The organism is Noviherbaspirillum sp. FW303-A3 (genome assembly GCF_058788695.1).
Window position 1 is genome coordinate 3,644,064 of the sequence record NZ_JBYTAZ010000001.1, and the last position, 21,390, is coordinate 3,665,453.

The 21,390-nt window shown below is 63.0% G+C and carries 19 protein-coding genes; 6 read left to right on the top strand and 13 right to left on the bottom strand.

Annotated features, from left to right (window positions below; translation table 11 throughout):
- Window positions 1-48: 48 nt before the first annotated feature.
- Both AC3WOY_RS17625 and pntB read left to right on the top strand, forming a co-directional pair.
- Complete coding sequence (locus tag AC3WOY_RS17625) at window positions 49-1,638, top strand: Re/Si-specific NAD(P)(+) transhydrogenase subunit alpha (protein ID WP_492426053.1); 1,590 nt, start codon at window positions 49-51, stop codon at window positions 1,636-1,638.
- 14 nt (window positions 1,639-1,652) lie between these two features.
- A complete protein-coding gene (pntB, locus tag AC3WOY_RS17630) occupies window positions 1,653-3,077 on the top strand; it encodes a Re/Si-specific NAD(P)(+) transhydrogenase subunit beta (protein WP_492426055.1) in 1,425 nt (474 codons plus the stop codon).
- A gap of 52 nt (window positions 3,078-3,129) precedes the next feature.
- On the opposite strand, the gene AC3WOY_RS17635 is transcribed toward pntB, so the two are convergent.
- The 4 genes from AC3WOY_RS17635 to AC3WOY_RS17650 are packed head-to-tail and all read right to left on the bottom strand — an operon-like array spanning window position 3,130 to window position 7,341.
- Window positions 3,130-4,269 carry a UbiH/UbiF/VisC/COQ6 family ubiquinone biosynthesis hydroxylase gene (locus AC3WOY_RS17635; RefSeq protein WP_492426057.1) on the bottom strand — a complete coding sequence of 380 codons (1,140 nt, stop codon included), beginning with the start codon at window positions 4,267-4,269 and terminating at the stop codon, window positions 3,130-3,132.
- Window positions 4,269-5,600, bottom strand: a complete 1,332-nt coding sequence (locus tag AC3WOY_RS17640) for an aminopeptidase P N-terminal domain-containing protein (RefSeq protein WP_492426059.1) — start codon at window positions 5,598-5,600, stop codon at window positions 4,269-4,271. Before AC3WOY_RS17640 ends, AC3WOY_RS17635 begins: the two co-directional genes overlap by 1 nt.
- A gap of 9 nt (window positions 5,601-5,609) precedes the next feature.
- Window positions 5,610-6,305, bottom strand: a complete 696-nt coding sequence (murU, locus tag AC3WOY_RS17645; protein WP_492426061.1) for an N-acetylmuramate alpha-1-phosphate uridylyltransferase MurU — start codon at window positions 6,303-6,305, stop codon at window positions 5,610-5,612.
- A gap of 10 nt (window positions 6,306-6,315) precedes the next feature.
- Entirely contained in the window at window positions 6,316-7,341 is a 1,026-nt protein-coding gene (locus AC3WOY_RS17650) for an aminoglycoside phosphotransferase family protein (RefSeq protein WP_492426063.1), read from the bottom strand.
- Window positions 7,342-7,546: 205 nt separating this feature from the next.
- On the opposite strand from AC3WOY_RS17650, the gene AC3WOY_RS17655 reads away from it, so the two are divergent.
- The 4 genes from AC3WOY_RS17655 to rsmA are packed head-to-tail and all read left to right on the top strand — an operon-like array spanning window position 7,547 to window position 12,813.
- The gene (locus AC3WOY_RS17655) at window positions 7,547-9,610 is read left to right on the top strand and encodes an LPS-assembly protein LptD (RefSeq protein WP_492426065.1); all 2,064 of its coding nucleotides are present in this window, start codon (window positions 7,547-7,549) and stop codon (window positions 9,608-9,610) included.
- A 14-nt stretch (window positions 9,611-9,624) separates the two neighbouring features.
- A complete protein-coding gene (locus tag AC3WOY_RS17660; RefSeq protein ID WP_492426067.1) occupies window positions 9,625-11,010 on the top strand; it encodes a peptidylprolyl isomerase in 1,386 nt (461 codons plus the stop codon).
- Window positions 11,011-11,018: 8 nt separating this feature from the next.
- Complete coding sequence (gene pdxA, locus AC3WOY_RS17665; protein WP_492426069.1) at window positions 11,019-12,041, top strand: 4-hydroxythreonine-4-phosphate dehydrogenase PdxA; 1,023 nt, start codon at window positions 11,019-11,021, stop codon at window positions 12,039-12,041.
- Window positions 12,042-12,045: 4 nt separating this feature from the next.
- Entirely contained in the window at window positions 12,046-12,813 is a 768-nt protein-coding gene (rsmA, locus tag AC3WOY_RS17670; protein WP_492426071.1) for a 16S rRNA (adenine(1518)-N(6)/adenine(1519)-N(6))-dimethyltransferase RsmA, read from the top strand.
- Here rsmA and AC3WOY_RS17675 read toward each other — a convergent pair.
- The 9 genes from AC3WOY_RS17675 to lnt all read right to left on the bottom strand — a co-directional run bounded on the left by AC3WOY_RS17675 (window position 12,810) and on the right by lnt (window position 21,367).
- Entirely contained in the window at window positions 12,810-13,385 is a 576-nt protein-coding gene (locus tag AC3WOY_RS17675; RefSeq protein WP_492426073.1) for a chromate transporter, read from the bottom strand. The genes rsmA and AC3WOY_RS17675 overlap by 4 nt on opposite strands.
- Window positions 13,382-13,957, bottom strand: a complete 576-nt coding sequence (locus AC3WOY_RS17680; RefSeq protein ID WP_492426075.1) for a chromate transporter — start codon at window positions 13,955-13,957, stop codon at window positions 13,382-13,384. Before AC3WOY_RS17680 ends, AC3WOY_RS17675 begins: the two co-directional genes overlap by 4 nt.
- 8 nt (window positions 13,958-13,965) lie before the next feature.
- A complete protein-coding gene (gene gloA / locus AC3WOY_RS17685) occupies window positions 13,966-14,355 on the bottom strand; it encodes a lactoylglutathione lyase (RefSeq protein ID WP_492426077.1) in 390 nt (129 codons plus the stop codon).
- A 12-nt stretch (window positions 14,356-14,367) separates the two neighbouring features.
- Window positions 14,368-15,279 carry a M48 family metallopeptidase gene (locus AC3WOY_RS17690; RefSeq protein WP_492426079.1) on the bottom strand — a complete coding sequence of 304 codons (912 nt, stop codon included), beginning with the start codon at window positions 15,277-15,279 and terminating at the stop codon, window positions 14,368-14,370.
- The gene (locus AC3WOY_RS17695) at window positions 15,251-16,036 is read right to left on the bottom strand and encodes a lysophospholipid acyltransferase family protein (protein ID WP_492426081.1); all 786 of its coding nucleotides are present in this window, start codon (window positions 16,034-16,036) and stop codon (window positions 15,251-15,253) included. Before AC3WOY_RS17695 ends, AC3WOY_RS17690 begins: the two co-directional genes overlap by 29 nt.
- A 43-nt stretch (window positions 16,037-16,079) precedes the next feature.
- Window positions 16,080-16,640 carry a D-glycero-beta-D-manno-heptose 1,7-bisphosphate 7-phosphatase gene (gene gmhB / locus AC3WOY_RS17700; protein ID WP_492426083.1) on the bottom strand — a complete coding sequence of 187 codons (561 nt, stop codon included), beginning with the start codon at window positions 16,638-16,640 and terminating at the stop codon, window positions 16,080-16,082.
- 18 nt (window positions 16,641-16,658) lie between these two features.
- The gene (gene glyS, locus AC3WOY_RS17705; protein WP_492426085.1) at window positions 16,659-18,743 is read right to left on the bottom strand and encodes a glycine--tRNA ligase subunit beta; all 2,085 of its coding nucleotides are present in this window, start codon (window positions 18,741-18,743) and stop codon (window positions 16,659-16,661) included.
- A gap of 84 nt (window positions 18,744-18,827) precedes the next feature.
- Window positions 18,828-19,739: a glycine--tRNA ligase subunit alpha gene (gene glyQ / locus AC3WOY_RS17710; protein ID WP_492426087.1), complete on the bottom strand. Its 912-nt coding sequence runs from the start codon at window positions 19,737-19,739 to the stop codon at window positions 18,828-18,830.
- A 71-nt stretch (window positions 19,740-19,810) separates the two neighbouring features.
- Window positions 19,811-21,367, bottom strand: coding sequence for an apolipoprotein N-acyltransferase (gene lnt, locus AC3WOY_RS17715; RefSeq protein ID WP_492426089.1), 1,557 nt, complete (start codon window positions 21,365-21,367; stop codon window positions 19,811-19,813).
- Window positions 21,368-21,390: the final 23 nt, after the last annotated feature.

Here is a 21,390-nt window from a genome sequence, read left to right on the forward strand (position 1 = left end):
CATGAGCTGTCCAACCCAATCTACAACCATAAGCAAGGGGAACAACGTATGCCTCTAATGATAGGAGTACCACGGGAAGTCTTCCCGGGCGAGAAGCGCGTCGCGACGGTGCCCGATGTGGTCGAAAAGCTCGTCAAGCTGGGATTTTCGGTCCAGGTCGAAACCGGTGCGGGCGACGCCGCCAATTTCAGCGATGACACCTATCGCGCCGCCGGCGCAGGCATCGTCGACAGTGCGGCCGGGCTGTGGGCCACGTCCGACATCGTCTTCAAGGTGCGCCCGCCCAGCCCCGAGGAAGTCGGCCTGATGCGCGAAGGCGGCACGCTGATTTCCTTCATCTGGCCGGCGCAGAACCCTGAACTGATGAAACAGTTGGCGGCCAGGAAGGCGACCGTGCTGGCCATCGACTCGCTGCCACGCACGCTGAGCCGCGCCCAGAAGATGGATGCGTTGACCTCGCAGGCCGGCGTTGCCGGCTATCGCGCCGTGATCGAGGCGGCCAACGCCTTCGGCCGATTCTTCAACGGCCAGGTGACGGCCGCCGGCAAGATTCCGCCGGCCAAGGTCTTCGTCGCCGGCGCAGGTGTCGCCGGTCTGGCGGCCATCGGCACCGCTGCCGGTCTGGGCGCAATCGTGCGCGCCAACGATACCCGCGCCGAAGTGGCCGACCAGGTCGTGTCGCTGGGCGGCGAATTCGTCAAGGTCGATTACGAGGAAGAAGGCTCCGGCGGCGGCGGCTACGCCAAGGTCATGAGCGAGGGCTTTCAGCAAGCCCAGCGCGAGATGTATGCCAAGCAGGCCAGGGAAGTGGACGTCATCATCACGACCGCCCTGATCCCCGGCAAGCCGGCGCCCAAGCTGATCACCGCCGACATGGTGAAGTCCATGAAGCCGGGCAGCGTCATCGTCGACATGGCGGCCGAGCAGGGCGGCAACTGCGAACTGACCGAACCCGGCCAGGCGGTGGTGAAGCATGGCGTGACCATCGTCGGCTACACCGATCTGGTCAGCCGCCTGTCAAAGCAATCTTCGACGCTGTATTCGAACAACCTGCTGCGCCTGACCGAGGAACTGTGCAAGACCAAGGATGGCATCGTCAACGTCAATATGGAAGACGACGCCATTCGCGGCCTTACCGTTATCAAGGACGGCGAGGTTACATGGCCCGCGCCGGCGCCCAAGCAACCGGCTGCGCCGGCCAAGCCCGCGGCCAAGCCGGCGGTTGCCGCACCGGCGAAGGGACACGGCCACGGCGGCGGCGGCGAACCCGCTTCCGGCACCAAGGCCGCGATCATGTTCGGTGTCGCGGCAGCCTTGTTCTGGTTCATCGGCGCCTACGCACCGGCGGCCTTCCTCGGCCACTTCACGGTGTTCGTGCTGGCCTGCTTCGTCGGCTACATGGTGGTGTGGAACGTGATGCCTTCGCTGCATACGCCGCTGATGAGCGTGACCAATGCGATCTCCAGCATCATCGCCATCGGCGCGCTGGTGCAGATCGCGCCGCCGATCACTGCAGGCGTCGAACGTCCGGGTGACTGGATCCGCTGGCTGGCCGTGATCGGCATCGTGCTCACCACGATCAACATGTTCGGCGGATTCGCCGTGACCCGCCGCATGCTGGCGATGTTCCGCAAATAAGGGAGGCGATAATAATGTCGGAAAGTCTCACAATCGTCGCTTACCTCGGTGCGACCATCCTCTTCATCCTGAGCCTGGGCGGCCTGTCGCATCCGGAAACGGCGCGGCGCGGCAATGTCTACGGCATGATCGGCATGGCGATCGCCGTGCTGGCCACCGTTTTCGGGCCTCATGTCACCTCGATCGGCATCCCCTGGATCATCGGCGCGATGGTGGTCGGCGGCGCGATCGGCCTGTACGCCGCCCGCGTCGTGCAGATGACCCAGATGCCGGAACTGGTCGCCTTGATGCACAGCCTGGTCGGCCTGGCGGCAACGCTGGTCGGCTATGCCAGCTACATCGATCCGGCGGCGTCGGCCAATTTCACCGGAGCGGAAAAGGCCATCCACGAAGTGGAAATCTATATCGGCATCCTGATCGGCGCGGTGACCTTCTCGGGCTCCATCATCGCCTTCGGCAAGCTGTCCGGCCGCATCGGCGGCAAGCCGCTGCTGCTGCCGGCGCGTCACTGGCTCAACCTGGCCGGCCTGCTGATCGTCATCTATTTCGGCGCGCAGTTCCTGAAGGCGCATTCGATCAATGAAGGCATGACCCCGCTGATCGTGATGACAGTGATCGCCCTGCTGTTCGGCATCCACATGGTGATGGCGATCGGCGGCGCGGACATGCCGGTGGTGGTGTCCATGCTCAACAGCTACTCGGGCTGGGCGGCGGCGGCAACCGGCTTCATGCTGTCGAACGACCTGCTGATCGTGACCGGCGCGCTGGTCGGTTCGAGCGGTGCGATCCTGTCGTACATCATGTGCCGCGCGATGAACCGCAACTTCATCAGCGTGATCGCAGGCGGCTTCGGCTCCGAAGGCGGCAAGCCGGCGGCAGCCGGCGGCGCGGCGGCGGAACCGCAAGGTGAAGTCGTTCCGGTGTCCGCCCTGGAAACCGGCGAACTGCTGCGCGAAGCCAAGAACGTGATCATCGTTCCGGGCTACGGCATGGCTGTGGCGCAGGCGCAGCACACGGTGTATGAAATCACCAAGCACCTGCGCGAGAAGGGCGTCAACGTGCGTTTCGGCATCCACCCGGTCGCGGGCCGCATGCCGGGCCACATGAACGTGTTGCTGGCGGAAGCCAAGGTGCCGTACGACATCGTGATGGAAATGGACGAGATCAACGATGATTTCTCGGACACCGACGTCGCGATGGTGATCGGCGCCAACGACATCGTGAATCCGGCTGCAATGGAAGACCCGACCAGTCCGATCGCCGGCATGCCGGTGCTGGAAGTCTGGAAGGCGAAGACCTCCATCGTGATGAAGCGCAGCATGGCTTCCGGCTACGCTGGCGTCGACAATCCGCTGTTCTACAAGGACAACAACCGCATGCTGTTCGGCGATGCAAAGAAGATGCTGGACGAAGTGCTGGTGGCGTTGAAGACTGCCTGATCCAGGGCATTGCAATAATGAAAAAGCCGCGCAGTGCGCGGCTTTTTCATTTCTATCGCACGCCGAACATGAACTGCTCGGCCAGCAATCGTTTGGCGCGGGGGATGGTGTCGACGAGCGCGAGGGAGAATCCGAGCGCCGATTGCGTCAATGCACCGTCCGGCGCGCTGGCGAACACACGCGCCAGCGTGTCGGTGAGGGAGATCGTGACCTTACGGTCCGTCTGCCTTTCCTTCACGAACCGCAGCAGGTTGTCGGGAACCGGTGCGCGTGCCAGCATGCGCGCCAGCACGGCGGCGTCCCGCAGCCCGAGGTTGAGTCCCTGGCCGGCAACCGGATGCAGGGTCTGCGCGGCGTTGCCGATGGCGACGGTACGCATGGATGCAACGGCATGGGCGTTCAGGCCGAGCGGGTAAGTGATGCGCGGGGTCGCACTCGTGAACCGTCCGACGCGCGTGCCGAAGGTCGTGCCCAGTTCGGCGAGAAAGTCCGCGTCGGGAAGTGCGAACAACCGCGACGCCGTCCCCGGACGGGCGCACCAGACCAGCGCGTAGCCGTCGTCCTGCGGCAGCAGCGCGAGCGGGCCTTCTTCGGTGAATCGCTCGAACGCACGATACGGAACCGGCGCGCTCGTCGTCACGTGTGCAATGATCGCCGTCTGCTCGTAATCGCGGCGCACCGCCTTCGCATCCTGCTCCGAAAACACGCCGCCTTCGGCCTGTACCATGATGCCCGCGGTGATCGATTTTCCGTCGCCGAACCGGATTTCGACGGCGTCGTCGCGCTCCATGGAGGAGGTGACATGAGCGGGGCGCAACATCGTGACGGCCGTCTGGCGGGCGGCCGCCGCCAGCGCGGTCACGATGGCGCCATAGCGGGTCACATAGCCGAGCGCCGGCACGCCATACTCTTCGCGGTCGATGACGGTACGGCCGAAATGGCCGCGCCGCGACACATGGATGTCGTGGATAGGATCGGAGGCAACCGGCCATGCGCCGATGTCTTCCAGGACCTGTGTACTGCCGTAGGAAAGCGCCAGCGAACGCGGATCCTTGTTGACCTGCTCCAGCGGCTTGGCGTCGATGAGCGCGATGCGCGATGCATCCGCGCCGCGCTTGACCAGCAGCAGCGCCAGCGCCAGGCCGACCGGTCCGGCCCCGCAGATGGCAATGTCGAAATCGGTCTGCGCCATCACTGTTTCATGACGGCTTCGATATCGGCAACAGTCTTGGGCGCCGCCTCGGTGATGATCTCGCAACCGCTCTCCGTCACCAGCGCATCGTCCTCGATGCGGATGCCGATGTTCCAGAACGCCTCCGGAACGCCGGGTTCAGGACGGACATAGATGCCGGGCTCGATGGTGAGCATCATGCCGGGCTGCAGCGTGCGCCACGGCTTTTCTTCGCTGGCGCCGTTCAGCTCCCGGTATTCGCCGACGTCGTGCACATCCATCCCCAGCCAATGGCCGGTGCGGTGCATGTAGAACTGACGGAAGGCGCCTTTCTCGATCACGTCGTCCAGCGTGCCGACCTTGTTCTTGTCGAGCAGGCCAGTGTCGAGCATGCCCTGCGCCAGCACGCGCACCGCGGCGTCATGGCCGTCGATGAAACGCTTGCCGGGCTTGGTTTCGGCAATGGCAGCGTACTGCGCGGCCAGCACGATTTCATACAAGGCTTTCTGCGGACCGCTGAACTTGCCGTTCGCAGGGAAGGTGCGGGTGATGTCCGACGCATAGCTGTCGAGTTCGCAGCCGGCATCGATCAGGATCAGGTCGCCGTCCTTGATCTCGGCTTCGCTGGCGCGGTAATGCAGCACGCAAGCGTTCGCGCCGGTTGCAACGATGGAGCCATAGGCCGGAAATTGCGAGCCGTGCCGGCGGAATTCATGCAGCAATTCCGCTTCGACGTGATATTCGCGCAGGCCGGGGCGGGCTGTTTGCATCGCACGGCGATGCGCGCCGGCGGAAATCGCCGCGGCGCGCTTCATGATGGCCACTTCCTCGGCATCCTTGTAGAGGCGCATCTCGTCGAGCAGCACATGCACGTCATGCACGATCGACGGCGCGGTGACGCCCGCACGCGCCTGCATGCGCACGCCTTGCAGCCAGTCCTTCACCTGCATGTCGAGCTTGCTGTCGCTGCCCAGCGCGTAGAACAGGGCAGGTGCATCAGCCAGCAGCTTCGGCATTTCGGCGTCGAGGGTGGCAACGGGGTGGGCGACATCGAAACCGAAGGTTTCGCGCGCGGCTTCCGGGCCGAAGCGGTAGCCGTCCCAGATTTCGCGTTCGAGGTTTTTCTCGCGGCAGAAGAGGATGGCCTGGTCGGTTTTTCCTGCAACCAGCACGATCACCGCCTCCGGTTCGGTGAAGCCGGACAGGTAGTAGAAATAGCTGTCGTGCCGGTATGGATAGTCGGCATCGCGGTTGCGCATGACTTCGGGCGCGGTGGGGATGATCGCCACGCCGCCGCCTTTTGCCTTCATCTGCGCCATCAGGGCGGCGCGCCGGGCTGCATAGGACTTCATCGACACTCCTTATCCGTTCAGTTGTGCGAGACGCTCCGGGGTGCCGACATCCGTCCAGTCGCCACGGAATACTTCGCCGCCAACCTGCCCGCGTGCCGCATATTCGCGCAGGATGGGGGCGATCTGCGCCGATTCGCCGGCCTTGACCGAGTCGAAGATCTCGGTGCGATAGACGCCGATGCCGGAGAAGGTGTAGCGCGGTTCGCCTTCGTTCGCCACCGAGAAACTGTGCAGGGCGAAATCGCCTTTCGGGTGATGCGGCGGATTCTTTACCAGGTAGAGCCATGCCACATCGCGCTTGTCGTGCGGATGCGGATTGCCCCACATGTCGTTGTCCTGCAGCGCGTCCTTGACCTGCTCGAAATCGAAATGCGGGCAATAGATGTCCGCTGCGATCGCGACGAACGGTTCTTCGCCAAGCAGGTGGCGCGCCTTGGCGACGCCGCCCGCGGTTTCCAGCGCCGTCCCTTCGGCCGAGTAGGCAATGCGCGCGCCGAACTGCGAACCGTCGCCGAGCGTTTCCTCGATCATGTGGCCGAGATGCGCATGGTTGATCACGATATCCTTGATGCCGGCGCGGACCAGGTTCAGGATGTGCCACACGATCAGCGGCCGGCCGCGCACCTTCAGCAGGGGCTTGGGGCAGTTGTCCGTGAGGGGGCGCATCCGCTCGCCGCGTCCGGCGGCGAAAATCATCGCTTTCATTGTGCAGTCCTCAGAAGGTGAAGCCGACCGACGGACCCTTGGCTTCCAGTTCATCCAGCAGGACGATCAGCGGAGCAAGCGCCTTGTAGCGGCCGGCCGCCTTGCGCGTGTATTCCATCACCAGCGGCAGGTCCTTCAGGTAGCCATCCTTGCCGTCGCGGTGATACAGCCGCGCGAAGATGCCGAGCACTTTCAGGTGGCGCTGCAGGCCCATGAATTCGAAGTCGCGATAGAACGCGTCCACGTCGTGCGACACCGGCAGGCCGGCGCGGCGGGCGCGTTCCCAGTAACGGATCGCCCAGTCGAGCACCATTTCTTCGTCCCACTGGATGTAGGCGTCACGCAGCAGGGACACGAGGTCGTAGGTGATCGGGCCGTACACCGCATCCTGGAAGTCGAGGATGCCGGGGTTGCCGCGCTCGGTCACCATCAGGTTGCGCGAGTGGTAGTCGCGATGTACGTACACCTGCGGCTGGGCGAGGTTGTTCGCCAGCAGCGTCTCGAAAACGCTGTTCAGCAGCGCCGTCTGCTTCTCCGTCATCGTGATGCCGAGATGCTTGCCGATGTACCAATCCGGGAACAGCATCAACTCCCTGTGCAGCAGCGCGCGGTCGTATTCCGGAAACACGCCGGGCTTGCTCTGCGCCTGGATCAGCACCAGCGCGTCGATCGCATCGAGATAGAGCTTGTGCGCGGTATCATGGTTCAACTGGTGCAGGTAGGTTGTCGTGCCGAGGTCGGACAGCAGCAGGAAACCGCGCTCGACGTCCTTCTCCAGCACCTTGGGCACGGATGCCCCGGCCTCGCCGAACACTTCGGCGACGTGGATGAAAGGGCGCACGTCCTCCTGCGGAGGGGGCGCGTCCATGGCGATGTAGGTGGTGCCGTCCGGCGAATCGACGCGGAAATAACGGCGGAAGCTGGCGTCGGCCGATGCCGGCCTGATGGATTCGGGCAATACTTTTTCAGCCGACAGGGTGGCCAGCCATTCCTTCAATTGTGCGAGACGAAGATCGGAACCGGTATTAAAAGACATGAAACTACCTGGGGTAAGGTTTGCGGGAGGTGAGTTCCCATATAATAAGGGATTAAACCTAAAAAAGCGCCAGCCGACCTTTCTTTTCATGACCCGGTTTCCCGCATTTCCCCCTTCACAACTTCGCCTCCGCATCCTTGCCGCCATTGCCGTCATGGCATTGCCGCCCGCTGTCTTGGCGCAGGCGGCGAGGGACGGAAACGTCGTGGAAAAGGACCTTCCCGCGACCATCAGCGCCGAGCAGATGAGCGGCAGGCCGGATCGTGAAATCGTCCTCGAGCGGGACGTCGAAATCATCCGTGGCCCGACAACCGTCAATGCGGACAAGGCGACCTACCGCATCGTGGAGGACGAGGTCGAAGCGCATGGCAACATCCGCATGCGCCGCTTCGGCGATACCTATACGGGCGAAGAGTTGCGGCTGAAGATCGAAGCCAGCGAAGGCTACGTCCTCAAGCCCACCTATCATCTCGAGCGCAACAACGCGCAGGGGCGGGCGGACCGCATCGACTTCCTGGGGGAAGATCAAGCCACGGTGCATGAGGGTTCGTACAGCACCTGCGAAGGACCCGACCCGGACTGGTACCTGAAATCGGGCAGGCTCGACCTGGACAACGCACGCGACGAGGGCATTGCCCACCGTACGCTTGTCTATTTCAAGGGCGTCCCCATCCTTGCCGCACCGGCGATGTCCTTTCCGCTGTCGGACGCGCGCAAGACAGGCGTGCTTCCGCCGACCATCGGCACGACCAACCGCGGCGGCCTTGAAATCACCGTTCCGTACTATTTCAACATCGCGCCGAACCGCGACCTGACGCTGTATCCGAAGCTGTATGCGCGGCGCGGCTTGCAGCTCGGCGCCGAGGCGCGCTACCTCGGCGAAAGCTACTGGGGGCAGACGCGTGTCGAGGCCCTGCCCGACGACCAGCAGACCAGGACCGACCGCTATGCGATCTCGTCCACGCACACGCAGTTCCTGGCGCCGGGTCTGGTCTACTCTTGGAATATCAACAGCGCGTCGGATGACGATTACCCGACCGACTTCTCGCGCACCATTACCGAGGCCAAGCAACGCCTCCTGCTGCGCGACATGGCGCTCAGTTACGCCAATCCGTTGTGGCAGGCATCGGCACGCACATCGAATTACCAGGTGCTGCAGGATCCGCTGGTGCCCATCGTGCGCCCTTACGACCGCTTGCCGCAGATATCCTTCCACGCGGGCAAGCAGGACGTCAACGGCTTCGACTGGGACGTCGATTCGGAGCTTACCCGCTTCTGGCATCCCAGCTTCCTGCGTGGCGACCGCTTCCTTGTCAATCCGCGCATCGCCTATCCGATCATCAAGCCGGGCTACTTCATCACGCCCAGGCTGTCGCTGCATACGACGAAATACAACTTGGATAACAACGTCCCGGTCGCGACCAGCAATCTCTCGCGCACGTTGCCGACGCTGTCACTCGACAGCGGACTGGTGTTCGAGCGCGAGTCCCAGTTCTTCGGCAACACCATGACGCAGACGCTGGAACCGCGCCTGTTTTATGTCTACACGCCGTACAAGGACCAGTCGGCTTTCCCGAATTTCGACACCGCCGAAGCCGACCTGAGCTTCGCGCAGCTGTTCAGCGAGAACCGCTTCGTCGGCAACGACCGCATCAGCGACGCCAACCAGGTGACGGCTGCCGTCATCTCCCGCTACATCGAGCCGACCGGTGCCGAACGCATGCGCTTTGCGCTCGGTCAGCGCTTCTATTTCACCGAGCAGCGCGTGACCCTGGGCGGGGCGCGCAACGAGAGCCGTTCGGACCTGCTTGTATCGGCCTACGGCCAGCTGACTCCGACTTTCAGCGTCGAAGGCAATGTGCAATACAGCCAGACCCTCGACGCCATGAGCCGCGCCAATTACGGTGTGCGCTGGCAGCCGGCGCCCAAGCGCGTGCTCAACCTGCAATACCGCCGCGCCCGCGTGAACAACCTGGAGCAGGTCGATGTGTCGGGACAGTGGCCGCTCGCGGAACGCTGGTACGGCGTGGCGCGTGTAAACTACTCGCTGCCCGACAGCAAGGTCGCGGAAGGTTTGCTGGGCATGGAATACAAGGCGGACTGCTGGGTGTTTCGCATCGTCGGCCAGCGTACGCCGACGGCAACCGGGCAGACCAACTCGGCCATCTTTTTCCAGCTCGAACTCAATGGCCTGACGCGCCTGGGATCGAACCCGATCGACGCGCTGCGCGCCAACATTCCCGGCTACCAGCTGGTGAATCAACCATAAATGAACGTTCATCCATGAAGACTTTTCAGATCATGCGAATTGCACAATTTCCGGTCCGTGGTATTGCGATTGCTGCCGCGGTCCTTTGCGTGGGTGCAGGCTTGCAGCAAGATGCTGCCGCACAGGTCAAACCGGGAGCCCCGCAAGCCGCGCCGCGCGTCTATCTCGCCGACTCGATCATCGCCGTCGTCAACAACGAGGTGATCACGCGCCAGGAACTGGTCGAACGCCTGCGCCTCGTGGAGCGCCGCATGAAGAACCAGGGTATCGCGTTGCCGCCGCCCGCCGAGTTCCAGCGTCAACTCCTGGAGCGGATGATCATCGACCGCGCACAATTGCAACTGGCGAAGGAATACGGCATTCGCGTCGACGACATCATGCTCGACCGCGCCGTGGCACGCATCGCTGAACAGAACCGCATGTCGCTGCAAGAGTTCCGCACCACGCTGGAACGCGAAGGCACGCCCTTCACGCGCTTCCGCGAAGAAATCCGCGAGGAGATCATGATGCAGCGCCTGCGCGAGCGCGAGGTGGACAACAAGATCCAGATCACCGAATCCGAAGTCGACAACTACCTCGCCGAGCAGGGAGCGCCGCAGGGACAGGAATTCCTGCTGTCACACATCCTGGTCCGCACGCCGGAAAACGCAACGGCGGAACAGATCGCCGAGCGCCGCAAGCGTGCCGAGGAAGTGCTGCAGCAGGTGAAAACGGGCGGCGATTTCGCCAAGATTGCCGCCACCTATTCCGATGCGACGGATGCGCTGACCGGCGGCGACCTCGGCTGGCGCAACCAGGACCGCCTGCCTCAGTTGTTCGTCAGCGCGACCGAAGGCCTCAAGCAGGGCGAGGTGTCCCAGATCGTCAAGAGCCCGAACGGCTTTCACATCCTCAAGCTTAACGGCAAGCGCAGCGCCAGCGTTGTCAAGGCAGCAGGCAATTCCGTACAGCAGACGCGCGCGCGCCACATCCTGATCAAGGTGAACCAGATCGTCTCGCCGGCCGATGCCAAGCGCAAGCTGGTCGAACTGAAGCAGCGCCTCGACAACAATGCGGCCAAGTTCGAGGATCTGGCCAAATTGTTCTCCAATGACCTGTCCGCCTCGCGTGGCGGCGACCTCGGCTGGATTTATCCGGGCGATACGGTGCCGGAATTCGAGCGTGCGATGGATGCGCTGAAGCCGGGCGAAATCAGCGAGCCGATCGAGTCGCCGTTCGGCTATCACCTGATCCAGGTGCTGGAACGCAAGAAGGATGACGTTTCCCAGGAGCGCCAGCGCCTGATCGCGCGCCAGGCAATCCGCGAGCGCAAGCTGGACGAGGCATCGCAGGACTGGCTGCGCCAGCTGCGCGACCGCGCTTACGTCGAGTACCGTTTTGAAAACGCGGAAGCGCGCTGAGATTGATCATGGACAAGCGGCCGACCATTGCCATTACCTGCGGCGAGCCCGCAGGGATCGGCCCTGAAATTTCGATTCGCGCCGCCTGGGAGCTGCGCAACGAGGTGCGCGCCGTCCTGATCGGCGATGCCGCGCTGCTGTCGATGACAGCATCCGACATCGATCCGCAGATCCGTCTCGTGGCGATTTCCACGCTCGCCTTCCGCAACAGCGGATTGCCGCACCTGCCGGTGGGGCAAATCCACGTCATCGATTGTCCGCTGGCCGAGCCTGCCGTCCCGGGCAAGCTCGACGCGCGCAACGGCCGTGCCGTCCTGCAGACGCTCGATGTGGCGATCCGTTACGCAATGCAGAAGCAGTTCGATGCGATCGTCACGGCGCCGCTGCAGAAAAGCACGATCAATGACGCCGGCGTTGCGTTCACCGGCCATACCGAATACCTCGCCGAGAAGACGCAGACCGCGCAGGTTGTCATGATGCTGGCCGGGGGCAGGCCGATGCTGCGCGTGGCACTGGCGACCACGCATCTCCCGTTGAAGGATGTGCCTGCGGCGATTACCTTCGACAGCCTGTCGCGAACCATCGACATCGTCCATGCAGACCTGCAACGCAAGTTCGGCCTGCCGAAACCGCGCATCCTCGTCACCGGCCTGAACCCGCATGCGGGCGAGGGCGGCTACCTCGGACGCGAAGAGATCGAGGTGATCACGCCTGTACTCCAGGCGGCGCAGGAAAGGGGGATAGACGCGACCGGACCGTATCCGGCCGATACCCTGTTCCAGCCCAAATACCTCGAAAACGCGGACTGCGTGCTGGCCATGTACCACGACCAGGGCTTGCCGGTGCTGAAGCACGCCAGCTTTGGCCGCGGCATCAACATCACGCTCGGCCTGCCGATCATCCGTACTTCCGTGGATCACGGCACCGCGCTCGATCTCGCCGCCGCCGGCCTTGGCAAGGCGGACCACGGCAGCATGATCGAGGCAGTCAGGGTGGCTGCACAGATGGCAACCGCATCTCAACAGAATTAGCCTCATGAAACACATCCCACGCAAACGCTTCGGCCAGAACTTCCTGACCGACCAGACGGTATTGCACGACATCATCCGCGCCATCGATCCGCGCAAGGACGATGCGATGGTCGAGATCGGCCCCGGCCTCGCGGCGATGACCAGTCTGCTGCTGGAATCGCTGGACCGGCTCCATGTTGTCGAACTCGATCGCGATCTCGTTGCGCGCCTCAAGAAGAAGTTTGATCCGGCCCGGCTGGTGATCCATGAAGGCGATGCGCTGCAATTCGACTTTGCATCGATTCCCGTGCCGGAGGGGCAGAAGCTGCGCGTGGTGGGCAACCTGCCGTACAACATCTCCAGTCCCTTGCTGTTCCACCTTGCCGAGATTGCGCCGCGCGTGCATGACCAGCATTTCATGCTGCAGAAGGAAGTCGTCGAGCGCATGGCCGCCGAACCCGGCAGCAAGGCCTATGGCCGTCTGTCCGTGATGCTGCAATGGCGCTACTACATGGAATTGCTGTTCGTGGTGCCGCCGTCGGCCTTCGATCCGCCGCCTCAGGTGGATTCGGCCATCGTGCGGATGATTCCGCTGGCGCAGCCGCTGGAATGCGACGTCGCGAAGCTGGAGCAGGTCGTGACGAAGGCGTTTTCCCAGCGCCGCAAGGTGATCCGGAATTGTGTGGCAGGCATGTTCACCGAGAATGATCTCGTTGACGCCGGCATCGATCCGCAGGCGCGGCCGGAAGCGGTGCCGGTGGAGCAGTTCGTGGCCCTCGCCAATCGTCTCTAGACAAGGCCGAACCACCCCAGCAGCGCGCCCGCGCCCAGCATCCAGAGCAGGTGCAGCCGCGTACGCCAGATGACGAGCGCGGAGGCGGCGGTCAGCAGCCAGAGCGGCCAGTCTTTCGCCGCATCGTTGTGGGCGCTCGTCAGCACCCATCCAGTCGCAATCAGCAGCGCAATCACGATCGGCCCCATGCCCTGCTTGAATGCCCTTACGCCGCGCAAATTGCGGTTGCGATGCCCCCATTGGGCGGCAAGATAAGTCAGCGTAGTACTCGGCAACATGATGCCCACCATCGTGACCATGACGCCGAACAGGCCCATCACGATGCTTCCGGTATTGATGCCGACATGCCATCCCATCAACGCGACAAAGAGAATGTTGGGCCCGGGCGCTGCCTGTGCGATGGCGATGGACGCAGTGAACTGCTGCTCGCTCAGCCATCGCGTCTCATCCACGAGGTAGCGGTGCATCTCGGGGGCGGTCGTGATCGCGCCACCAACGGACAGCAGGGACAGCATCAGGTACTGCATGAAGAGCTGCAGCCAGTCGGCCCACTGGAGGGATATGCCGCTCATGGTTTCAGCTTCCTGTAGGTGAGGAGGCATGCAGCGACGCCGAGGCTGGGCAGCACATAGAGCAGCGGCCAGCGCAGCAGGGCGATGGCAATGAAGCAGGCGACGGCGAAGGCAATGCCGATCGGCAGTCCGAGCGGATAGGTCTTCAGCGTGGAAAGCAGCCGCAGGCCCGCCGCGGTGATGAGGCCCGCTGCAACCGCACCCATGCCGCGCAGGGCGCCCGCCAGGCCGGGGTGATCGGCGAACTGCGCGTAGCAGAAGGTCAGCAGCAGCACGATCACCAGCGGCAGTGTCAGCATGCCGGCCAGCGCGGCCAGCGCCCCCGGCAAGCCGAAATAGCGCGCGCCGATCATCAGCGAGAGGTTAACGACATTGGGGCCGGGCATGATCTGCGCGACCGCCCATTCCTCGACGAATTCCTCGCGCGTCATCCAGCGCTTTTTCTCGACCAGTTCATGCTGCACGATGGCGAGCACGCCGCCGAAACCTTGCAGCGCCAGCAGCGTGAATGAAATGTAAAGGTCGGACAGTGACTGCGGTTGCGGCCGGTCTTGCGTAGGGATTGACTCCATCCTTCGCGTTACGCGCCCTTGCGCTCGATCAGTTCGATCTTGTAGCCGTCCGGGTCCTGCACGAAGGCGATGACCGTCGAGCCGCCCTTGACCGGACCTGCTTCACGCGTCACGTTGCCGCCGGCCGCCTTGACCTGCTCGCAGGTCTTGTAGGCATCCTCGACGCTGATGGCGATATGGCCGTAAGCGGAACCCATGTCGTACTTGTCGACGCCGTAGTTGTAGGTCAGTTCGAGTTCGGCGTGATCGGGATTGGTGCCGTAGCCGACAAAGGCCAGGGTGTACTTCTGCTCCGGGCGGTCGGTCGTGCGCAGCAGGTTCATGCCGAGCACCTTGGTGTAAAAGTCGATGGAACGTTGCAGGTCGCCGACCCGCAGCATGGTGTGAAGAATGCGCATGTGTATTCCTGTTCAGAAGATTGGCAGCGTATCCGGTCCGCTTTCGCGCAGCGCGCGCTTGGCCATTTCGAATTCCGGGAAGATCGACTGCACCGTCGCCCAGAAGCGCGGACTGTGGTTCATCTCGCGCAAATGGGACAGCTCGTGCGCGATCACGTAATCGATCATCGGCATGGCGAAATGGATCAGCCGCCAGTTGAGCCTGATCCTGCCTTCCACCGTGCACGAGCCCCATTGCGTCGTGGCCGATGACAGGGAAAAGGATTGGTAAGTAACGCCGAGTTTTTCCGCATACACCGGGAGGCGCTCCGCGAAGATGCGTTTGGCTTCCAGTTGCAGCCATCCTTGGACACGGTCTTTGAGCTGTTGTTCGCCGGCGTCCGGCGGCAGGCTCACGGTCAGCTCGCGGGTTTCCGCGTCATAGGTGATTCCCGACGCCTGCCCGGCGAGGATGCGCAGGGTGACGTCATTGCCGAGATAGGGCAGCGTTGCCCCGTCGCACCATTGCATGTGCGGCTGCAAGCGGCGGGCCGAGCGTTCACGGCGCTCCGAGAGTTTGCTAAAGATCCATCGCTGCTTCTCGCGGATCGCATTTTCGATCTCGGCAATCGTGACCCACTTCGGCGCCGTGATGCGCAGGCCGTCCTCGTCGATCAGGAAACCGATCGAGCGCCGCTTTGAACGCACCAGGCGGTATTCGAGGAGATGGTCGCGCACCTGCACGCGGCGGCGTCCAGTCGGAAGCACGCCGCGTGTTGGGGGAGTCGGAGCGGGAAAGGCTTCCTGCGGCACCGCTGCCGCTCCCGGTGTTTGCGCCGGGGCGGGGTGATCGATGGCAGGTTGTGCCGAGAAATCCGGAGTGAAAAAGTCGAGCTGCAGCGAGAGCTGTGAAGGGTCAGGCGGAGTCTGGCGTAGCAGCTTCAAGGGATTCGGGGAGGTTGTCTTTTGAATAAATGCCGGGCGAGGAAATGACTCGCATCTCCGATTCTATCCAATTTTCAACTTGTTGCAGTAACTCAGCAGAAGTCTTGCCCTCCGGGGAGATCGGCTTGCCGATGGAAACGGTGATCAGTCCCGGCTTCTTGATGAAAGAATTCTTCGGCCAGCACTCGCCTGCATTCATCGCGATCGGCACGACAACGGTATTCGTTTCGACGGCGAGACGCGTGCCGCCGGCCTTGTACTTGCCCTTCTTGCCGACGAACGAGCGCGTGCCTTCGGGGAACATGATGACCCACTGCCCGTCCGCCAGCCGGCGGCGTCCGTGTTCGACAACTTGCGCGAAAGCGTCCTTGCCCTTCTGCCGGTCGATCGGGATCATGCGCAGCAGCGCGATGCCCCAGCCGAAGAACGGGATGTACAGCAGTTCCTTCTTGAACACGTAGACCAGCGGACGCGGCATCGCATAGAGATAGAAGATCGTTTCCCATGCGGACTGGTGTTTGGACAGGAGGATGACAGGTGCATCCGGCAGATTCTCGTAACCCTTGAACTGGTAGCGCATGCCGCAGATGACTTTGCCGGCCCAGATCACGAACCGGTTCCAGTACGAAGTCAGGTGATAGCGCTTGTTGTAAGGCAGTGGCGCGAACAAGAAACACATGGGCGCCCAGATCAGCGTCGCGAGGATCATGAGGAGCGTGAACACGAGCGAACGCAGGAACAAATTAAAACTAGACATCAGATCTCCAGGAGCGCCGGAGGAGGCCCGGCGGATGTATGTGTTATGCGGCGGCGGGGACGTCCGCCGTTGACTTCAATAGCTGGTCGACGACGGCGGCCAGATTCGGATATACGGTTGTCCCAGGCGGCAGTCCGCCCTTGGCGTGTGTTTTCTCGCCCTTGCCGGTCTGGACCAGGTATGGTGTGCAGCCGAGCACGAAGCCCGCCTGCAGGTCGCGCAGGGAGTCGCCGATGGTCGGCACGCCCTTGAGGCTGACATCGAAGCGCTTGGCGATTTCCTGCAGCATGCCGGGCTTGGGCTTGCGGCATTCGCAGTTGTCGTCTGCGGCATGCGGGCAGAAAAAGATGGCGTCGATTTCGCCGCCGACCATGCGCACCGCGGCATGCAGCTTCTGGTGGATCGCATTGAGCGTGACAATGTTGAACAGGCCGCGCGCGATGCCTGACTGGTTGGTGCAGACGACGACACGGTAGCCGGCCTGGTGCAGGCGGGCGATCGCCTCGAGCGAGCCGGGAATGGGGACCCATTCGTCCGGCGACTTGATGAAGTGGTCGGAGTCGTGGTTGATGACGCCGTCTCGGTCGAGGATGATCAGTTTCATGCGCGCCTGCTTCCGTGCTTACGCCGCCAGTTTCGAAATGTCCGCCACGCGGTTCATCATGCCGTGCAGGTCGGACAGCAGGGCGAGGCGGTTGTTGCGCAACTGCTCGTCCTCGGCCATCACCATCACGTCATTGAAGAAGGCATCCACGCTGTCGCGGATGTGCGCCAGCGTCTTCAGCGTGCCGGTGAAATCACCATTGGCGAATGCAGCGTCGACCTTGGGCTTGAGTTCCGTCATCGCGGTGTACAGGCTTTCCTCTGCCTGTTCCTTCAGCAGGTCCTTGCTGATCTTCGCCGCACCGACTTCCGTCTTCTTGAGAATGTTGGTGATGCGCTTGTTGGCGGCGGCCAGCGATTCGGCCTCCGGCAGCGCGGCGAAGGCTTTCACCGCATCCAGGCGCTCGATGATGTTGTCGAGGCGGTCGGGGTTCTGCGCGACCACCGCTTCGATCGCGCCCTGGGCGTAGCCGCGGTCACGCAGCAGACCGCGCAGGCGGTCGAGCATGAACTCGGTGACTTCCGCGGTGGAGTCCTTGAAATTGGCATTGCCGGCAAACAGTTGCGCCGTGTCGTTCAGCACGGACTGAAGCGACAGCGGCAGGCGTTTCTCGACCAGCATGCGCAGTACGCCGAGCGCATGGCGGCGCAATGCGAACGGATCCTTGTCGCCGGTCGGCTGCAGGCCGATGCCCCAGATGCCGACCAGGGTTTCCAGCTTGTCGGCGAGGGCGACGGCGGTGCCGGTTTGCGTCTCCGGCAGGGCATCGCCGGCGAAGCGCGGCTGGTAGTGTTCGGATGCGGCGCGGGCGACTTCGTCATGTTCGCCGTCGTGGCGCGCATAGTAGGTGCCCATGATGCCTTGCAGTTCCGGGAACTCGCCGACCATGTCGGTCAGCAGGTCGGCCTTCGCCAGCAGTGCGCCGCGTTCGGCCAGCGCCACGTCGGCGTTCAGTGCCTTCGCGATCTTGCCGGCCAGCGTCTTGATGCGTTCCGTGCGCTGCCCCTGGGTGCCAAGCTTGTTGTGGTACACGACATTGGCCAGGCCCGGGATGCGGTCTGCCAGTTTCTTTTTCTTGTCCTGCTCGAAGAAGAACTTCGCATCGGACAGGCGCGGACGCACCACGCGCTCGTTGCCGCCGATGATGTGTTGTGGATCGGCGGTTTCCAGGTTCGATACGATCAGGAAGCGCGAGCGCAGCTTGCCGTTGGCATCGGTCAGCGCGAAATATTTCTGGTTGGTCTGCATGGTGAGGATCAGGCATTCCTGCGGAACCGCCAGGAAGGAATCCTCGAACTTGCATTCGTAGACCACCGGCCATTCGACCAGCGCGGTGACTTCGTCAAGCAGGCTTTCCGGCATCAGCACCTTGTCGTGCTGCGCCTTGTCGAGCAGGGACGCGCGGATGCGTTCCTTGCGGTCGCTCACGGACGGGATGACCTTGCCTTGCACTTCCAGCGTCGCGGCATAGCTTTCCGCGCTGGTGATTGCGAGTTCGCCAGGCGACAGGAAGCGGTGACCCAGGGTGCTGCGGCCGGCGGACAATCCGAGCAGCGCGACCGGCACGACATCGGTGCCGTGCAGCGCGATCAGCTTGTGTGCAGGGCGAACGAATTGCACCGTCGAGCCATCCGGGCGCTGGTAGCTCATCAGCTTCGGGATAGGCAGTTTGGTGATCGTATCTTCGAGCGCTGCCTGCAGGCCGGTATGCAGTGTGGAACCCGGTGCAGTGTAGGTGTAGAAGAAGCTCTCGGCCTTGCCGTCGGACGCGCGTTCCAGGTCGGTCAGCTTGAGGTCGGGGAAGCCGAGCGCGGCGAGTTTCTTCGCCAGCGGCGGTGTCGGGTGGCCTTCCTTGTCGAGCGCGACGGTAACCGGCAGCACTTTTTCGCGGATCGATTTGTCCGGCGAAGTGGCGCGCACCTTCGTGATCGAGACGGCGAGGCGGCGCGGCGAGGCAAACGCGGTCGCAACGGAATCGGCTTCGACGAAGTCGCGGGACTTCAGGCCGTTGAAAATGCCGGCGGCAAATGCCTCGCCCAGTTTGGCCAGCGCCTTCGGCGGCAGTTCTTCGGTGAGCAGTTCGACTAGCAGTGTCTGGTTCATATTTATTCTGCGCTTTTCCCGTTCTCACCCTCCCCTTCAAGGGGAGGGCCGGGGTGGGGATGGGTTTCGGTCAATGCGTCTCGTTCAAGCAGCCTGGCGGGAATCGCCGCACATCGGGAAGCCCAGCTTCTCGCGCGATTCGAAGTACGCCTGCGCCACCGCGCGCGACAGGTTGCGGATGCGGCCGATGTAGGCGGCACGCTCGGTGACGGAAATCGCGCCGCGTGCGTCGAGCAGGTTGAAGGTGTGCGCCGCCTTCAGGATCATTTCGTACGCCGGCAGGGCCAGCGGCACTTCCATCAGGCGCTTGGCTTCGGCTTCGTAATTGCCGAACAGCGAGAACAGGAATTCGGTGTTCGAATGCTCGAAGTTGAAGGTCGACTGCTCGACTTCATTCTGGTGGAACACGTCGCCGTAGGTCAGGCGCTTGGTTACGCCATGCTCTTCCCACTCGGTCCAGACGAGGTCGTACACGTTTTCCACGCCCTGCAGGTACATGGCAAGGCGTTCGATGCCGTAGGTGATCTCGCCCAGCACCGGCTTGCAGTCGAGGCCGCCGACCTGCTGGAAGTAGGTGAACTGCGTCACTTCCATGCCGTTGAGCCACACTTCCCAGCCGAGGCCCCAGGCGCCCAGCGTCGGGTTTTCCCAGTCGTCCTCGACGAAGCGCACGTCGTTCTGCTTCAGGTTCAGGCCCAGCGCTTCCAGCGAACCGAGGTAGAGGTCGAGGATGTTTTCCGGCGCCGGCTTGAGCACTACCTGGTACTGGTAGTAGTGCTGCATGCGGTTCGGGTTCTCGCCGTAGCGGCCGTCTTTCGGGCGGCGAGACGGCTGCACATAGGCGGCGCGCCACGGCTCCGGGCCGATCGCGCGCAGGAAGGTCGCGGTATGCGACGTGCCGGCGCCGACTTCCATGTCGTAGGGCTGGAGCAGGGCGCAGCCTTGCGCGTCCCAGTACTCTTGCAGCTTCAGGATGACTTGTTGAAATGTGAGCATCGTAGGATTGCCTTCGCCGCCAGTCGGGCGGGCTGAGGATGAATGACGGAAAATCGCTAAAGCCCTAGATTTTAGCGGGTTTCGAGGGGGTTATGCGGAATGTTGCGCCTGGTTAAGACCAAAATCCCGGCGGCAAAAAGCAGCAGGAAGGCGAGCCCGACGGCCGGGGTGTTGCCATACAGGCTATACGGCGTCAGGCCGCGAAATCCCTGGACGGAAGCCGACAGCACGCCCTTCTCGAAAGGCGGCAACTGGGCGGCCACCTCGCCCTTCGGACCAATGACCGCCGTCACCCCGGTATTGGTGGCGCGCAGCATCGGCCGGCCGGTTTCGATGGAACGCATCTGCGAGATCTGCAGGTGCTGGGGCAGTGCGATGGAATCGCCGAACCAGGCGATATTGGATACGTTGAGCAGGATCGTGGCTTCAGCGATCTTGCCTCCGCGGCTGGCGGCGAGCTGTGCGGCGATTTCTTCGCCAAACAAATCTTCGTAGCAGATGTTTGGCAGTACCCACTGGTCGCGCACGCTGAACGGTGCCTGCAGCAGGCCTCCGCGGCTGAAATCGCCCAGCGGAATCTTCATCATTTCCACGAACCAGCGAAACCCCGGCGGGATGAATTCGCCGAAGGGGACGAGGTGGTGCTTGTCGTAGCGGTACATGCCGGAGACGCCGGGTGCAATGCCAAGCACGCTGTTGGCATAGCGCCGAGGACTGTCACTCACGGGAATGCCAAGGACGAGATGGCTTTTCGACAGGGTCGAGAAATCCCCGAGCAGTTGCAGGTAATCCGGAGGTAACTGGGTCGAGAGAAGAGGGATCGCGGTCTCTGGCGTCGCGATCAGGTCCGCCGGCTTTTCCACGATCATCCCGTGATACAGGGAGAGCGCAGCTTCAATCTGGCCCGGCATGAACTTCATTTCCTGCGGGACGTTTCCCTGGAGGAGTCGGACCGTGACCGGATTGCCATGCGCCTGCGTCCAGTCGATTCCGCGCAGGCCCAATCCGCCTGCGATCAGGGCCGCTGCAAGTGCAACCGTGATTTTCTTCGAGGGAAGCAGCGCAAGGCAGCCGGCAATGACAGCGGACACCAGCGCGATTCCATACACGCCAATAACCGGCGCGTAACCCGCGAGCGGACTGCCGGTATGCGCATAACCAGAACTGACCCAGGGAAAGCCGGTGAAAATCCAGCCGCGCGTCCATTCAACCAGTGTCCACGCGCCCGGCATGACCAGCAGCAGGAAGGCCGGCGGCGCGATTTTCCATCGCTTGCTTGCCTCTGCGACAGTGCCGGTGCCGAGCGCGGTGAAGACCGATAGCACGGCGCCGAGCAGGACTACCGCCACGACCGCCATCCATCCCGGCAGGCCGCCATAACGATGCATGCTGATGTACAGCCAGTGCACCCCGGCCACGATCCAGCCCATCCCGTACGCCCAACCGAGGAGTGCTCCGTGGGAAAAGCCGGTTTCCCGCCCCATCAGCCAGAACAGCAGCGCAAGCGTTGCGATCTGGATCGGCCACAGCCCGAAAGGGGCGAATGCGAATACATTGAGCGCGCCCGCGATGAGGGCAACAAAGTAGACCAGCGGCGATCGGGAAGTCGTCGGAAGGCTGAATTTCACGCGGTGGACGGTGGTTGTTCTTG

Coding starts and splice junctions, on each gene's coding strand:
- AC3WOY_RS17625 (WP_492426053.1), top strand. CDS start 49: ATGCCTCTAATGATAGGAGTACCACGGGAAGTCTTCCCGGGCGAGAAG.
- pntB (WP_492426055.1), top strand. CDS start 1,653: ATGTCGGAAAGTCTCACAATCGTCGCTTACCTCGGTGCGACCATCCTC.
- AC3WOY_RS17635 (WP_492426057.1), bottom strand. CDS start 4,269: ATGGCGCAGACCGATTTCGACATTGCCATCTGCGGGGCCGGACCGGTC.
- AC3WOY_RS17640 (WP_492426059.1), bottom strand. CDS start 5,600: ATGAAGTCCTATGCAGCCCGGCGCGCCGCCCTGATGGCGCAGATGAAG.
- murU (WP_492426061.1), bottom strand. CDS start 6,305: ATGAAAGCGATGATTTTCGCCGCCGGACGCGGCGAGCGGATGCGCCCC.
- AC3WOY_RS17650 (WP_492426063.1), bottom strand. CDS start 7,341: ATGTCTTTTAATACCGGTTCCGATCTTCGTCTCGCACAATTGAAGGAA.
- AC3WOY_RS17660 (WP_492426067.1), top strand. CDS start 9,625: ATGAAGACTTTTCAGATCATGCGAATTGCACAATTTCCGGTCCGTGGT.
- pdxA (WP_492426069.1), top strand. CDS start 11,019: ATGGACAAGCGGCCGACCATTGCCATTACCTGCGGCGAGCCCGCAGGG.
- rsmA (WP_492426071.1), top strand. CDS start 12,046: ATGAAACACATCCCACGCAAACGCTTCGGCCAGAACTTCCTGACCGAC.
- AC3WOY_RS17675 (WP_492426073.1), bottom strand. CDS start 13,385: ATGAGCGGCATATCCCTCCAGTGGGCCGACTGGCTGCAGCTCTTCATG.
- AC3WOY_RS17680 (WP_492426075.1), bottom strand. CDS start 13,957: ATGGAGTCAATCCCTACGCAAGACCGGCCGCAACCGCAGTCACTGTCC.
- gloA (WP_492426077.1), bottom strand. CDS start 14,355: ATGCGCATTCTTCACACCATGCTGCGGGTCGGCGACCTGCAACGTTCC.
- AC3WOY_RS17695 (WP_492426081.1), bottom strand. CDS start 16,036: ATGTCTAGTTTTAATTTGTTCCTGCGTTCGCTCGTGTTCACGCTCCTC.
- gmhB (WP_492426083.1), bottom strand. CDS start 16,640: ATGAAACTGATCATCCTCGACCGAGACGGCGTCATCAACCACGACTCC.
- glyS (WP_492426085.1), bottom strand. CDS start 18,743: ATGAACCAGACACTGCTAGTCGAACTGCTCACCGAAGAACTGCCGCCG.
- glyQ (WP_492426087.1), bottom strand. CDS start 19,739: ATGCTCACATTTCAACAAGTCATCCTGAAGCTGCAAGAGTACTGGGAC.